Below are 15852 nucleotides of genomic sequence, written 5' to 3' on the forward strand. Positions count from 1 at the left end.
CCGGGCCGCCGGCGCGCCGCGCTATCGGGCGGCGACAACCAGTATAATGCTCGGTTCATATCCACTATTGGCCGCACATCATGCAAGATAAATATAGTCCCGCCGACGTCGAACAAGCCGCCCAATCGCACTGGAAGGCGATCGACGCCTATAAAGCCGTCGAACACGACCCGCGTTTCCCAAAAGGCAAGTATTTTGCCTGCTCGATGCTGCCTTACCCTTCGGGCAAGCTGCACATGGGTCACGTGCGCAACTATACGATCAATGACGTGATGTACCGCTACCTGCGCATGAATGGCTACAACGTGCTCATGCCGATGGGCTGGGATGCGTTCGGCATGCCGGCGGAAAACGCGGCCATGGCCAACAACGTGCCGCCCGCGCAATGGACGTATTCGAACATCGCCCACATGAAGCAGCAGATGGAATCGATGGGCCTGGCCATCGACTGGTCGCGCGAAATGACCGCCTGCAAGCCTGAATACTACAAATGGAACCAGTGGATGTTCCTGAAGATGCTGGAAAAAGGCATCATCTACAAGAAAACCGGTACCGTGAACTGGGACCCGATCGACCAGACCGTGCTGGCCAACGAACAAGTCGTCGATGGCCGCGGCTGGCGTTCGGGCGCGCTGATCGAAAAGCGCGAAATCCCCATGTACTACGCGCGCATCACCGATTACGCGGAAGAGTTGCTGGCATATGTGGATGACAAGCTGCCGGGCTGGCCCGAGCGCGTGCGCACCATGCAGACCAACTGGATCGGCAAGTCGACGGGCGTGCGCTTCGCCTTCCCGCATGACATCAAGGACGCGAATGGCGCCCTGATCGGCGACGGCAAGCTGTATGTGTTTACCACCCGTCCGGACACCGTCATGGGCGTGACCTTCTGCGCCGTGGCCGCCGAGCACCCGCTGGCCATCCACGCTGCGCAAAGCAATCCTGCGCTGGCCGCCTTCAACGCCGAATGCAAGCTCGGTTCCGTGATCGAAGCGGACATGGCAACGATGGAGAAGAAGGGCATGCCGACCGGCCTGTTCGTCACCCATCCGCTGACGGGCGCGCAAGTGGAAGTCTGGGTCGGCAACTACGTGCTGATCACCTACGGCGATGGCGCCGTGATGGGTGTGCCGGCGCACGACGAACGCGATTTCGGCTTTGCCAAGAAATACGACCTGCCGATCAAGCAAGTCATCGAAGTCAAGGGCCAGGAATTCTCGACGGACGCCTGGCAGGAATCGTATGGCAGCAAGGACGGCGTTTGCGTCGCTTCCGGCAAATACGACGGCCTGCATTTCGCGTCCGCCGTCGATGCGGTGGCCGCCGACTTGGCCGAACTGGGCCTGGGTGAAAAGAAAACCACGTTCCGCCTGCGCGACTGGGGCATTTCGCGTCAGCGCTACTGGGGTACGCCGATCCCGATGATCCATTGCGCCGATTGCGGCGTGGTGCCGGTGCCGGAAAAAGACTTGCCGGTGGTGCTGCCGGAAGACTGCGTGCCGGACGGCACGGGCAATCCGCTGAACAAATACGAAGCCTTCCTGCAGTGCGACTGCCCGCAGTGCGGCAAGCCGGCGCGCCGCGAGACGGACACCATGGATACCTTCGTCGATTCGTCGTGGTATTACATGCGCTATACCTCGCCAGGCTCGAACGACGCGATGGTCGACGCGCGCAACGATTACTGGATGCCGATGGACCAGTACATCGGCGGCATCGAACACGCCGTCATGCACTTGCTGTACGCGCGCTTCTGGACCAAGATCATGCGCGACTTCGGCCTGGTCAAGTTCGACGAGCCATTCGTCAACCTGCTGACGCAAGGCATGGTGCTCAACGAAACATATTATCGCAAGGACGCGGTGGGCAAGACCACCTGGTTCAACCCGGACGACGTGCGCCTGTCGCTCGATGACAAGGGCCGTCCGCAAAGCGCCGTCCTGGTGGCCGACGGCCAGCCGGTAGAAATCGGCGGCACGGAAAAAATGTCGAAGTCGAAGAACAACGGCATCGACCCGCAAGCGCAGATCGAGCAGTACGGCGCCGACACGGCCCGCCTGTTCACCATGTTCGCTTCGCCGCCGGAACAGACGCTGGAATGGTCGGGCAGCGGCGTCGAAGGCGCGAACCGCTTCCTGCGCCGCGTGTGGAACTTCGGCTACGCCCAGTCGGCGACGATTCAAGCCGCGCTGGCCGGCGGCGCCGCACCGGCCACGGGCGACGCGCAGAAAAACCTGCGCCGCGAATTGCACAAGCTGCTGCAGCAAGCCGATTACGACTTGAAGCGCATCCAGTACAACACCGTGGTATCGGCCTGCATGAAGATGCTCAACACGCTGGAATCGGCCAAGCTGGACGATAGCGCGCAGTCGAAGGCGCTGATCGCCGAAGGCTTCTCCATCTTCCTGCGCCTGCTCAACCCCGTCGCGCCGCACATCACCCACGTGCTGTGGCAGGAACTGGGCTACGCGGGCGTGCACGGCGACCTGCTCAACGTCGCCTGGCCGCAAGTCGACCCGGCTGCATTGGAGCAGTCCGAGATCGAGATGATGATCCAGGTGAACGGCAAGCTGCGCGGCTCGATCACCGTGTCCAAGGATGCGGACAAGGCCAGCATCGAAGCGGCTGCGCTGGCGTGCGAAAGTGTGCAGAAGTACGTCGAGACCACGCCGAAGAAGATCATCGTCGTGCCAGGCAAGTTAATCAGCATCGTGGTGTAATCATGACGACTTCCTCTTCCGTATCGCTGTTGGGCCGCCGCGCCGTGCTGGCCTTGGGCCTGACTGTTTTGCTGTCGGCCTGCGGCTTCCATTTGCGCGGTTCGAACGGCAGTTTCATGCTGCCGTTCGCGACGATGTACATCGGCTTGCCCGACACGTCGCCGCTGGCGATCGGCCTGAAGCGCTATATCCGCGCCATTGGCAGCACGGAAGTGGTCAACACCAGGGATGGCGCCGACGCCGTCCTTGAAGTGCTCAGCGACCCGGAGAGGAATCAGACCAAGACCATTTTGTCGCTGAACAAAAATGGCCGGGTACAAGAGTATCAACTCGGCTACTCGATCAATTTCCGCGTGGTGGACAAGGCCGGCAACCAGTTGCTGGCGCCGACGACCATCAGCCTGGTGCGTCCGATCACCTTCGACGACTCGCAGGTACTGGCCAAGGAAACGGAAGAAGCGGCGCTGTACCGCGACATGCGCAATGACCTGGTGCAGCAGATCATGCGCCGCCTGGCCGCCATCAAGCCGGTGCTGCCGGCCATGTCGGTGGCGCCAGTGGCGCCCGTGACGCCGGTTGCGCCGGCAGCCCCGCAGCAGTAACGGGGACGCCATGCAATTGCGGATAGACGCGCTCGATGGGCATGTGGCCAAGCCGCTGGCGCAGCTGTATGTGATCACCAGCGACGAACACCTGCTGGCGCTGGAAGCGGCCGACAAGATCCGCCGCGCGGCGCGTGCGCAGGGATACTCCGAGCGCGACGTGCTGACGGTGGAGCGCAGCTTCAAGTGGGGCGAGCTGCTGGCGGCGAACCAGGAGCTGTCGCTATTCGGTGACAAGAAAATGATCGAGTTGCGCATCCCCACCGGCAAGCCGGGCAAGGATGGCGGCGCGGCGCTGCAAAGCTACGCGAAAAACCTCAGTCCCGACAACCTGACCCTGATTACCTTGCCCAAGCTGGATTGGGCCACGCAGAAGGCGGCCTGGGTCGCCAGCCTGCAGCAGGCGGCCGTGTATATCGACATTCCGAATGTGGAACGGGCGCAGTTGCCGGCGTGGATAGGCCAGCGCCTGGCCGCGCAGGGACAAAGCGCCGAACGGGCCAGCATCGACTTCATCGCCGAACGGGTGGAAGGTAACTTGCTGGCGGCGCACCAGGAAATCCAGAAACTGGGCTTGCTGCATGCCGTGGGCAAGCTGACGTATGAACAAGTGCAGGACGCGGTGTTGAACGTGGCCCGCTATGATGTCTTCAAGCTGTCCGAAGCCATGCTGGCCGGCGATCCGGCGCGCCTGGTGCGCATGCTCGAGGGCTTGAAAGGCGAGGGCGAGGCGCTGCCGCTGGTCTTGTGGGCCGTCTCCGAAGAAATCCGCACGCTGTTAAAATTGAAGGCGGGCATGGCGCAAGGGCGTCCATTGGGCGCGCTGCTGAAGGAATACCGCATCTGGGGGCCGCGCGAGCGGATGATGGAACCGGCCCTGCGGCGCATTTCGCTACCCGTGCTGGAAGCGGCGCTGCAGCAGGCGGCGCAGGTGGACAAGATGATCAAGGGCTTGCGCGCCAAGGGCTACGCGGGCGATGCCTGGGATGCCATGCTGCAGTTGGGCCTGAAGATCGCCCGAGGCTAGTTTTTTACTATATGGATACGAGCATGGACATCACAGAATATATGCAGGACGTGGGCACGCGCGCACGCGCCGCCTCGCGCGCCATGGCGCGTGCCGACAGCGCCACGCGTAACCGCGCCTTGAGCCTGATTGCCGCCGCCATCGTGCGCGATGCCGACCTGCTGCGCGCGGCGAACCAGCGCGACCTCGATGCGGCCGCTGCCGCCGGCCTGGCGCCGGCCATGCTTGACCGCCTGACGCTATCCGACGCTGCCATTGCCACCATGGTCGAAGGCTTGACGCAGATCGTGTCGCTGGCCGATCCGATCGGCGAAATCTCGAACATGAAGTTCCGCCCGACGGGCATCCAGGTGGGGCAGATGCGCGTGCCGCTGGGCGTCATCGGCATCATCTATGAAGCGCGTCCGAACGTGACGGTGGATGCCGCCGGCCTGTGCATCAAGAGCGGCAACGCGACGATCTTGCGCGGCGGCTCGGAAGCGATTCACTGCAACCGCGCGCTGGCCAAGCTGGTGGCCGAGGGCTTGCAGGGAGCCGGCTTGCCGGCCGATGCCGTGCAAGTCATCGACACCACCGACCGCGCCGCCGTCGGTGCCCTGATCACCATGCCGCAGTACGTGGACGTCATCGTGCCGCGCGGCGGCAAGGGCCTGATCGCGCGCCTGATGGACGAGGCCACCGTGCCGATGATCAAGCACCTCGATGGCATTTGTCACGTCTATATCGACGCCAAGGCCGATATCAGGAAGGCGATCGATATCGGCTTCAACGCGAAGTGCCACCGCTACGGCACCTGCAACACCATGGAAACGCTGCTGGTGTCGCGCGCCGTCGCCGCGACCGTGCTGCCGCAGCTGGCCGAACTGTACCTGACCAAGCAGGTGGAACTGCGCGCCGATCCGGAAAGCCATGCGATCCTGGCCGCCGCTGCCTATCCTCACCTGGTGGCCGCCACAGAGGAAGACTGGCGCACCGAATACCTGGCGGCGATCCTGTCGGTGAAGGTCGTCGACGGCATCGACGAAGCGATGGACCACATCAACCAGTATTCATCGAAGCACACGGAATCGATCATCACGGAAGACTACAGCGATGCGCTGCGCTTCCTGCGCGAAGTCGATTCCGCCTCGGTGATGGTGAACGCGTCGACGCGTTTTGCCGACGGTTTTGAATATGGCCTGGGCGCCGAGATCGGCATCTCGAACGACAAGCTGCATGCGCGCGGCCCGGTGGGACTGGAAGGCCTGACCTCGCTCAAGTACGTGGTCTTTGGCCACGGCGAAGTACGCAAATAGTCTCTTTCGCGGGCTGCCCACAAGGCGGCCCGTGCTCTCGTTTCTCTCCACTTCTGACACTGGGAACCCCATGCTCTTTCTCTGGACCAAAGCCTTCCACATCATCTTCGTCATGTCCTGGTTTGCCGGCCTGTTTTATTTGCCGCGCATCTTCGTGAACCTGGCGATGGAGACGGAAACGGTGGCCACCGAGCGCCTGTTGCTGATGGCGCGCAAGCTGTACCGCTTCATGTCCCTGCTGGCGCTGCCGGCCATGGTGCTGGGGTTGGCGTTGATGTGGATGCTGTACGGCGGGGGCGAAGGCCGCATGAAGATGCCGGGCTGGATGCACGCCAAGCTGACGTTCGTGGTGCTGCTGCTCGGCTATCACCACGCTTGCGGCGCCATCCTGCGCAAGTTTGAAAAAGGTCTCAACAAGCGCAGCCACACCTGGTTCCGCTGGTTTAATGAAGTGCCGGTGGTGATGCTGCTGGCCGTCGTCGTGCTGGTCGTGGTCAAGCCTTTCTAAGGGAGTCGAGATGAGTGCAAGTCAGAACAAAGTCGTGCAGTATTTCTTCGCGCCCCACTCTCCATGGACTTACCTGGGGCACGCACGCCTGATGGCCATCGCCGCGAAGACGGGCGCACAGATCGACGTGCGACCCTTCGACCTGGGCAAGGTTTTCAGCGTCTCGGGCGGCCTGCCGCTGGCCAAGCGTGCACCGCAGCGCCAGGCGTATCGCCTGGCCGAACTGGGGCGCTGGTCGGCCTTTTTGCAAGTTCCCCTGACCTTGCAGCCCAAGTTTTTTCCCGTGTCGCCGGAAGCGTCGGCCAAGCTGATCATCGCCACGCGCCTGGCGCACGGCGTGGAGGCGTCGCTGAACCTGGCGCACGCCATCATGCGCGGCTTGTGGGCGGAAGAGCGCAACATCGGCGACGAGGAAACACTGGTGCAGATCGCGCTCGACGCCGGTTTCGATGGCCGCCAGTTGCTGAAAACGTCGGAAACGGCCAGCGTGCAGGCCGAATACGACGCCAACACGGAGGCAGCGACCGCCGCTTCCGTGTTCGGCTCGCCGTGGTACATCGTCGATGGCGAAGGGTACTGGGGCCAGGACCGCCTCGATTTTGTCGAACGGGCGCTGGCAGGGTAGTCAAGCAAAAGCAGTTTTTTTAAACGTAGTAAGCAGCGCCTGTAATTTAGCGGGCGTTCAACACAATGGAATAAGGGTACACCAACCATGGCTTCATATTTTTGCCCATGCCCGCGCGGTATGGAAGCGGCGCTGGCCGAGGAACTGGGCGAGATCGCCCACGATAGTTCGACCATGAAGGTCCACAACCAGGTGCCGGGCGGCGTACACTGCTCGGGCGACCTGCTGGACTCCTATCGCATCAACCTGCATTCGCGCATCGCTTCGCGCGTGCTGATGCGCATGGCCCATTCCGGCTACAAGACGGAAAACGATATTTATGACCTGACCCTGGCGCAATCCTGGGAAGACTGGTTCGGCGTGCACCACACGATCCGCGTCGACGTCACGGCCGTCAAATCGCCGCTGCGCAGCCTGGAGTTCACGACCCTGAAAATCAAGGATGCGATCTGCGACCGCTTCCGCGACCAGTTCAACGAGCGTCCGTCGGTCAACACCAAGACGCCGGACATGCGCATCGTCGGCTTCCTCGACGCGCATACGTTTACCGTGTACCTCGACACCTCGGGCGAAGCCCTGTTCAAGCGCGGCTGGCGCGAAGAGACGGGCGACGCGCCGCTGCGCGAAAACCTGGCCGCCGGCCTGCTGCGCGTGTCGGGCTGGAAGCCTGGCATGGTGCTGTTCGACCCGATGTGCGGTTCCGGCACCATCCTGGCCGAAGCGGCGCAGATGCTGCAGGGGATTCCGCCGGGCGCCTCGCGCCAGTTCGCGTTTGAAAACTTCCATGACTTCGATCCGGCGCCGTGGAATGCCATGAAAAACGCCATCAAGGTCAATCCGCTGCCCGCCGAGCCGACCATTTTCGGCAGCGACATCTCGGGCGACATGGTCGCCATGACACGCCATAACCTGCGTTGCGCCGGTGTGCGCTTCGACGTGCCCTTGAAACAGATCGAGGCGCAGGAAGTCAAGCCGCCAAGCGACGTGCCGGGCATCATGCTGACCAACCCGCCGTACGGCGAGCGTATCGGTGTGCGCGGCGACAGCACCATCCCGGAAGACGAACTGTCGACGTCATTCTATTCGGCCATGGGCACGACCCTGAAGCAGCGTTTCGCCGGCTGGACCGTGTTCCTGTTCACGGCCGACCTGGGCCTGCCCAAGCTGCTGCGTTTGAAGGAAGCACGCAAGACGCCATTCTTCAACGGCGCGCTGGAATGCCGTCTGTTCCGCTTTGATATGGTCGCCGGCTACAACCGTAGAGAAGAAGCCAAACCGAAAAACATCTGATTAAACCTACTGCGCGTTGCCACTTGCGGCTTGCGATGCTCACCGTACTTTTGTACGGTTGCGCTTCTCGGCCACAATTGGCGGCCGCTCGCTACGGTTTTCTCAGGTGTTTTACGCGCTAAAAAATGCAGTATCACGCGCGCGGACCGTAACCGGTCCGCGCGCCACTTTGGATCCGCCATGTTTCCCACCCCTCCGGCCGATGTGCCGCCCGACCCGGTTACCCCCGTTCCTCCTCCCACGCCGAGCCACATGGCGCCGCTGAGCCGCGGTGCGCTGGCGATGATGCTGGCCGGGCTGTCGATGCTGGGGCCCCTGTCGATCGACACGTACCTGCCCGCGTTTGGCGCGATCCAGGGTTCGCTGCAAGCGTCGCCGCTGGAAGTACAGCAGTCGCTGACGTTCTACATGCTGGCCTTTGCCGGCATGGTGCTGTGGCATGGCGCGATCTCGGATACTTTTGGCCGGCGCAACGTCATTCTTGTGTCACTGCTGATGTTTGCCATCGGCTCGCTCGGCTGCGCTTCCGCGCACACGGTGCACTACCTGTGGTTCTTCCGCATCATGCAGGGCGTCTCGGCCGGCGCCGGCGTGGTGATCAGCCGCGCCATCATCCGCGACCTGTATGCCGATGCGGCGGCGGCGCGGCTGCTGTCGCTGGTGACGATGATCTTTTCCATCGCCCCGGCGGTGGCGCCGATTCTCGGTGGCTGGATCGTCATCTGGTTCGACTGGCGCTCGATCTTCCTGTTCCTCGCCTTTTACACGCTGGTGCTGCTGGCGTTCTGCTACTGGCGCCTGCCCGAGACCCTGCCGATGGAAAAGCGCCAGCCGTTCAATCCCCGCTTCCTCGCCTCGAGCTATGGCCAGATCCTGCGCTCGCCCCTGTTCCACATCAAGGCTGGCATCGTCGCCCTCAATTTCGCGGGCCTGTTCCTGTTCATCACGGCCGCGCCGGAAATGCTGCCCAAGCAGCTGGGCCTGGGGCCATCGCAATTCGGCTGGCTGTTCATTCCCTGCGTGAGCGGCATCTTCATGGGCGCCGCGGCGGCCAACCGCATCGCCGGCAAGGTGACGTTCGCGCGCCAGATCGGCATCGGCTTTGCTTTTCTGCTGTGCGCCGCCAGCGTCAATGTCGTGTATCACCTGTTCCTGCCGCCCTCCTTGCCCTGGTCGGTGCTGCCGCTGTTCTTCTACACCTTCGGCATGTCGCTGGTGGGGCCGGGCGCGACCCTGCTGGCGCTCGATCTGTTCCCGCATATCCGCGGCACGGTGGCTTCGTGTCAGTCGTTTGCCAGCACCTTGCTGGGCGCCGTGGTGGCCGGCGTGATCTCGCCGCTGCTGTCCGGTTCCGTGCTGTGGCTGGCCTCGGGCCAGTTGGCGTTTACGGGCCTGGCGCTGGCGCTGTGGCTGATATCGCGGCGCTTTCGTCACCGTTTGCTGGGTTCCTTCAAGGCATAAGTTTCCACTGCAGAACGCTAGATTTATTTCAACTTAATTTTCTATATTGCAAGTAATATTCGGCGCTTATGATAAGATGACTTCTTTTCCCGGCATCCTCTCAGGCGACATTTTTTGGGTTACAGGAGTAGAGGATTCCTCTGACGTGGCCGCGCTTCGCTGCTAAGCGCTCATCCTTTTCGAACCGGCAATGCCTGATACGATGCATCAATCTGATCAAGATATTCGCAATCGCCTGCTGATTGCCCGCCTGCCGGCCATGCCGCAGATACTCATCAAGCTGATCGCCCACCTGCAGGCCGACGATGCCGGCATGCCGGAGCTGGCCGCCCTGATCGCCAAGGATGCGGGCATGACCAGCAAGATACTCGGCGTGGCCAACAGCTCGGCCTACCATCGCCAGGGCAAGGTCGTCAGCCTGGAGCAATCGCTCGTGTCGCTGGGTACGGACATGATCAAGACCCTGGTCATCAGCGAATCCGTCTTTCAGACCTTCAACAGCTTTCCCCATTCCGGCAGCACGGATTTGCGCGCCTTCTGGAAAAGTTCGCTGTCGGCCGCCGTCATGGCGCGCGCGCTGGCCAAGGCCATGGCCTATCCGCACGTCGAGGAAGCGTATCTGGCCGGCTTGCTGCACAACGTGGGCCGCCTGGCCTTGCTGGCCACGGCGCCGAAGGAATACGCGTTCAATTTCACGGCGCGCGACGATGCCGCCCTGTGCGCGGTGGAGCAGCGCACCTTGCAGATTACGCATGCTGAAGCGGGCGCCTGGCTGATCGAGCGCTGGCATCTCGATTCCTTCCTGGCCGACAGCGTGCTGTATCACCACGAACCGCTGGCGCGCCTGGAAGCGAGCCATCCCCTGATTCGCATCGTGCGCCTGGCGCACCTGCTGTGCTGCCATGCCGATGATGCGGAATCGATCACGCAGGCGGCAAGCCTGTGCGCGCTGGATGTCGACGTACTGCAAGACCTGGCCGGCAGCGTCGCGCGCCAGGTGGCGCAGGCCGCGCAGCACCTGGGCATCGACCTGGCCGGTGCGGATGATATCGCCACGCCACCCGCGTATGCGCCGCCATCCGTCGATCCGGTGCAGCAGCGCCTGTCCGATGAAGTGCGCAATATGGTGCTGGTGTCCGAAGTGGGCCAGACCTTCGCCCGCCAGCAGGGAGAAAGCAGCCTGCTCGAAGCCATCACGCGCTCGGCGCGCATCCTGTTCGATTTCGACACGGCCGTCATCCTGCTGCAAAACCCCACCGGCCATGCGCTCGTCGGCGTTGCGGCGGGCGAACATCAGCAGCGTCTGGCCGGCTTCTCGATCCCGCTGGCCAAGGGCGGGCTCCTGGCCGCTTCGGCGCTGGAGTGCCAACTGGCGTTCCTGAAGCGCGACATGCCGGCGCTGGGCATCGTCGAAGAGCAGTTGTTCCGCATTCTCGGTACCGACAGCCTGGTTTGCGTGCCGCTCGTGGCGGGCCAGCGCAGCCTGGGTGTGCTGATCGGCGGCGTGGCGGCGTGGCAGATTCCCGCCTGCCAGAAGCGTGAGGGTTTTCTGCGCGCGTATGCCAACCAGGCCGCCACGGCGCTGGAAACGGCCATCAGCGCGCGCGGCCTGGCACGGCGCCAGCTCGATCACGTGGCCGAGGAATACCGCGCCGCGTCGCGTCGCGTCGTGCATGAAGTGAATAACCCGCTGTCCATCATCAAGAACTACCTGAGCGTGCTCGATCACAAGCTGGAGAAGCAGGAGCCGGTCACGGGCGAGATGTCGATCCTGAACGAGGAAATCGACAGGGTCGGCCAGTTGATCAGCGGCCTGGCCGACCTGCAGCCGGTGGCGGCCAGCGGCGTGACCGATTGCGCGCGCGTGGTCGACGATGTGCTGCGCCTGTTCCGCGCCACCGACTTCCTGCCGCCGAAGATCGAGGTGGTCACGCGCATGCAGGATGCACCATGCGAAGTGGAGGCCGATGCCGACATGCTCAAGCAAATCCTGCTCAACCTGCTGAAAAACGCCGTCGAAGCCTTGCCCGATGGCGGGCGCATCGAAGTGGCGAACCGTGGCCACGTCAACCGCGACCGTCGCCTGTACCTGGAATTGTGCGTCAGCGACAATGGCGCCGGCCTGGCGCCGGAAGTGCTGGCCAATCTGTTTTCCCCTGTGCGCAGCAGCAAGGAAGGGGCGCATCACGGCCTGGGCCTGTCCATCGTGCATGACCTGGTCACCCGCCTGCATGGCGTGATCGGCTGCCGCAGCAGCAAGTCCGGCACCTCGTTTGAAATTCTGCTGCCCATTCCCTTGCCAGCGAGTGCTGCAGCCGCGCTGCCCGCGCCCGGCAATACCGCTTTGTCTTCGTAACGTCCATGAACTCCTCCGCCATTCCGTTTGACCTGGAAAACAGCCCGCGCATCCTGCTGGTCGACGACGAGCCCCGTTTGCTCGCCTCCCTTCACGAATTGCTGAAGGACCGCGGCTACCAGCTGTACACGGCCACCTGCGGCAGCGAGGCGCTGGCGCAGTTGTCGAAACTGCGCTTCGACCTGATCCTGCTCGACTTGCGCCTGCCCGACATGAGCGGCCATGAAATCATGGACCACATCAACCGGCGCGGCATCGAGGGCGACGTGATCGTCATGAGCGGCGACGTCGGCATCGAGGCGGCCATCGGCGCCCTGAAACGCGGCGCTTACGATTATCTGCGCAAGCCCTACAGCCGCGAAGAGCTGCTCAAGACGGTGGAGAATGCGCTGCAGAAGCGCAAGCTGGCGCTGGAAAACGAGCGCATCGCGCTGCAGCTGGAAAATTCGGAAAAGATGTACCGCTACCTGGTCGACAGCTCGCCCGACATCATCTACACCCTGAACCACGAAGGCCGCATCACCTTCATCAACGATCGGGTGCACCAGTTGCTGGGCTTTAGCCGCGAAGAGCTGATCGGCAGCCATTATTCGATCCTCGTGCACGATGAAGACCAGGAGCGGGCGCGCTATGCCTTTAATGAGCGCCGCATCGACGAGCGCGCGTCGCGCAATGTGGAACTGCGCCTGAAGTGCCATAGCGGCAGCGGCAGTGACCGTACCTTCAACAACACCCTGATGACGGTTCCGCTCAATTCGATCGGCATGCACAGCCACGATCACGAAGCCCGGAAGCAGGAATACTTCGGCACCTACGGCGTGGCGCGCGACATCACCGACCGCAAGCGCGCCGAAGAAGTCATTTCCTACCAGGCCTATCACGACATCCTGACGGACCTGCCGAACCGCATGCTGTTCAAGGACCGTCTGGGGCTGGCCGTGATCCAGGCGCGGCGCAAGCTGACGGAGCTGGCTGTGATGTTCATCGACCTCGATCGCTTCAAGCTGGTCAACGATACCCTGGGCCACGTGAAGGGCGACGAGCTGCTGCAGCAGGTGGCGCTGCGCCTGAAGGATTGCCTGCGCCGCGGCGATACCCTGGCGCGCCAGGGCGGCGATGAATTCACCATCGTGCTGCCGGAACTGCGCGACCGCCAGGATGCGCGCCTGATTGCCGACAAGTTCCTCGAATGCCTGCACCAACCCTTCGACCTCGATGGCAACCAGGTGCATATTTCGGCTTCCATCGGCATCGCCATCTATCCGGGCGACGGCGAGACCATCGACGAACTGCTGCGCCACGCCGACATCGCTATGTACCAGGTCAAGGCGCTGGGCAAGAACGGCCACAGTTTTTATCACGAGTCCATGCTCGACGTGTCGCACCAGAAGATCGCGCTCGAACAAAGCCTGCGCAAGGCGCTGGAACTGAACCAGCTGGAGATGTATTACCAGCCGCAGGTGGACGTGATGACGGGCCGCATCGTCGGCGCCGAAGGCCTGATGCGCTGGAACCATCCGCAACGGGGCTTGCTGACGGCCGGCGAATTCCTGCCGTTCGCCGAGGAAAACGGCTTGATGCTGCCGATCTCGGACTGGATGCTGGGCGCCCTGTGCCGTGATCTGGTGCAGTGGAATGCGGCCGGCGGCGAAGCCGTGCGCCTGTCGCTCAATCTGTCGCCGCAGTACCTGGACCGGGGCGACTTTTTCGAGAAGATGCGCGGCGCGCTGACGCGCTATGGCATCGCGCCGGAAAAGATCGAAGTGGAGATCACGGAAAACATCTGCATCCGCAACCCGCAGTATGCGATCGAGCAGTTGAACAAGCTGTGCCAGCTGGGCGTGTCGGTGGCCATCGATGATTTCGGCACCGGTTATTCCTCGCTGTCGTACCTGCACCGCTTCCCCATCCACACCATCAAGATCGACCAGTCGTTTGTGAAGGAAATCCACGACGAGCATGGACACTATCCCGTCATCCTGGCCATCATCTCGATTGCGCGCGGACTGGGCCTGCACCTGATCGCCGAGGGCGTGGAAACGGAAGGCCAGGCGCGCTATCTGCAGGACAAGGGCTGCACCACGATGCAGGGCTATCTGTACCACCGGCCCATCTCGCTGGGCAGCTTCATCGGCGTGCTGCAGGAGCAGAACCGCCTGATCGCCGATGCCGCTCCCGCGCTGTCGCAGACGCTGGCCATCGAAGCTTGACCATGCCGCTTGCCGACCCCCGCTACACGGCTGCTCATTACACGGCTGACTACCTGCGCCTGAAAGGGCTGGCCGAGAAGGGCAATGCGAACGCCCAGCACAGCCTGGGCTTCATGCATTTCAATGGCCAGGGCATTGAGCAAAGCTATGCGCTGGCGCTGCACTGGTATGGCCTGGCCGCCGCGCAGGGCCTGGAGCATGCGCAATACAACCTGGGTGTGATGTGCCAGAAGGGACAGGGCGTGGCGCAGGATTTTGCGCAGGCGGCGCACTGGTACCTGCAGGCGGCCGAGCAAGGTTACGCTGCGGCCCAGTACAACCTGGGCTGGCTGTATGCAAAGGGCCAGGGACTCGCGCAAGATAGCGGGCAAGCCATGCTGTGGTTCAGCCGTGCGGCGGAACAGGGCGACGCGGGCGCACAGAACAATCTGGGCATGATGTATGACAATGGCAAGGGCGTGCCGCAGGACTTCGTGCAAGCCATCGCCTGGTACCGCAAGGCGGCCGAACAGGGCTATGCACGGGCGCAGTTCAACCTGGGCCTGCGCTACGATAATGGCCAGGGCGTGCGCCAGGACCGCCAGCAGGCGACGGCCTGGATGCGCAAGGCGGCCGAACAGGGCTATGCGCCTGCCCAGTTCAACCTGGCGCTGCGCTATGAAAATGGCGACGTGCTGCCGCAGGACAGCGGGCAGGCGATCACTTGGTACCGGCGCGCGGCCGAGCAGGGCCACGCCAGTTCGCAATTCAACCTGGGCTTGATCTACGATAATGGCCAGGGCGTGCCCTGCGATAAGCAGGCGGCACTCGCGTGGTACGTGAAGGCAGCGGGCCAGGGACACGCGGCGGCCCAGCATAACCTGGGCCTGCACCATGAGCATGGCGCGCAGGACTATACCCAGGCACAAGTGTTCTACCGCCAGGCGGCCGGGCAGGGTTTTCCCGCAGCCCAGTATCAGCTGGGACTCCTGTATGAGCATGGGCAGGGCGTGCCTGCCGATGCGCAGGAAGCCATCTTCTGGTACCGCAAGGCGGCCGACCAGGGACATGTGCGGGCGCAGTTCGACCTGGGCCTGCGCTATGAACATGGCCAGGGCGTGCCGCAGGATCTGTCGCTGGCGCTGGAGTGGTACCGCCGCGCCGCCGAGCAGGATTACGCGCCGGCGCAATACATGCAGGGCGTGCTGCACGACCGCGACGATGGTCCGGCACCCGATAGCCAGCTGGCCTGCGCTTGTTACTGCCGCGCGGCCGCGCAGGGCCACAGCCTGGCCCAGTTTGCGCTGGGCCTGAGGCATGACAATGGCCAGGATGTGCCGCAGGATTATGCCGCGGCCTGGGACTGGTATGCGCTGGCCGCGCGTCAGGGCCATGCGCGGGCGCAAATGAATCTGGGCTTGATGGCGGCCAGCGGCCAGGGTGGCCCGCTCGATTTGCAGCAGGCGTATATCTGGCTGTCGATGGCGGCGGCGGCCGGCGTGGCGGGCGCGGAAAAATCCCTGTGCCAGACGGCGGCGCGCATGCGCGAGACGGATCTGGCGCGGGTGCGCGAACAGCTGGCGGCGATAGCAGCCTAAACTATGCCGCCGGCGTTAGCGTGCGCGGATACAACAGCCGGTGTTGTATAGTCCCTTCCCTTCGCCATCTGTGGCACCCCTTGTTTCCCCCAACACGCAAAAAATTGCTGCAGTATTTGCAGTTTTGATGTGCTAAGGTTCCAGCAGAAGGTAGTCTGTCTATTCTTTAGAAAAGGAAAAC

The 15852-nt window shown here is 63.0% G+C and carries 11 protein-coding genes; all 11 read left to right on the plus strand.

What is annotated here, in order from left to right:
- Positions 1 to 80 precede the first annotated feature (80 nt).
- Complete coding sequence (gene leuS / locus CLU94_RS15655; RefSeq protein ID WP_099666274.1) at positions 81 to 2720, plus strand: leucine--tRNA ligase; 2640 nt, start codon at positions 81 to 83, stop codon at positions 2718 to 2720.
- A gap of 2 nt (positions 2721 to 2722) precedes the next feature.
- Positions 2723 to 3322 carry an LPS-assembly lipoprotein LptE gene (locus CLU94_RS15660; protein ID WP_099666275.1) on the plus strand — a complete coding sequence of 200 codons (600 nt, stop codon included), beginning with the start codon at positions 2723 to 2725 and terminating at the stop codon, positions 3320 to 3322.
- 10 nt (positions 3323 to 3332) lie between these two features.
- Positions 3333 to 4349, plus strand: coding sequence for a DNA polymerase III subunit delta (holA, locus tag CLU94_RS15665; RefSeq protein WP_099666276.1), 1017 nt, complete (start codon positions 3333 to 3335; stop codon positions 4347 to 4349).
- Positions 4350 to 4372: 23 nt separating this feature from the next.
- Positions 4373 to 5644: a glutamate-5-semialdehyde dehydrogenase gene (locus CLU94_RS15670; protein WP_099666277.1), complete on the plus strand. Its 1272-nt coding sequence runs from the start codon at positions 4373 to 4375 to the stop codon at positions 5642 to 5644.
- Between the two features lie 70 nt (positions 5645 to 5714).
- Complete coding sequence (locus CLU94_RS15675; RefSeq protein ID WP_099666278.1) at positions 5715 to 6152, plus strand: CopD family protein; 438 nt, start codon at positions 5715 to 5717, stop codon at positions 6150 to 6152.
- 10 nt (positions 6153 to 6162) lie between these two features.
- A complete protein-coding gene (locus CLU94_RS15680) occupies positions 6163 to 6777 on the plus strand; it encodes a 2-hydroxychromene-2-carboxylate isomerase (RefSeq protein ID WP_099666279.1) in 615 nt (204 codons plus the stop codon).
- A gap of 87 nt (positions 6778 to 6864) precedes the next feature.
- Complete coding sequence (locus CLU94_RS15685) at positions 6865 to 8067, plus strand: THUMP domain-containing class I SAM-dependent RNA methyltransferase (RefSeq protein WP_373610056.1); 1203 nt, start codon at positions 6865 to 6867, stop codon at positions 8065 to 8067.
- A 180-nt stretch (positions 8068 to 8247) separates the two neighbouring features.
- On the plus strand, positions 8248 to 9528 hold the full coding sequence (locus CLU94_RS15690) for a multidrug effflux MFS transporter (protein WP_218965298.1): 1281 nt from the start codon (positions 8248 to 8250) through the stop codon (positions 9526 to 9528).
- Positions 9529 to 9730: 202 nt separating this feature from the next.
- Positions 9731 to 11884 carry an HDOD domain-containing protein gene (locus CLU94_RS15695; protein ID WP_257218830.1) on the plus strand — a complete coding sequence of 718 codons (2154 nt, stop codon included), beginning with the start codon at positions 9731 to 9733 and terminating at the stop codon, positions 11882 to 11884.
- Between the two features lie 5 nt (positions 11885 to 11889).
- On the plus strand, positions 11890 to 14094 hold the full coding sequence (locus CLU94_RS15700) for an EAL domain-containing response regulator (protein WP_099666283.1): 2205 nt from the start codon (positions 11890 to 11892) through the stop codon (positions 14092 to 14094).
- 2 nt (positions 14095 to 14096) lie between these two features.
- Entirely contained in the window at positions 14097 to 15671 is a 1575-nt protein-coding gene (locus CLU94_RS15705; protein WP_099666284.1) for an SEL1-like repeat protein, read from the plus strand.
- The last annotated feature ends 181 nt before the right edge of the window (positions 15672 to 15852 follow it).

This window comes from Janthinobacterium sp. 13 (assembly GCF_002749695.1).
In the GTDB taxonomy this organism is placed as follows: domain Bacteria; phylum Pseudomonadota; class Gammaproteobacteria; order Burkholderiales; family Burkholderiaceae_D; genus Janthinobacterium; species Janthinobacterium kumbetense.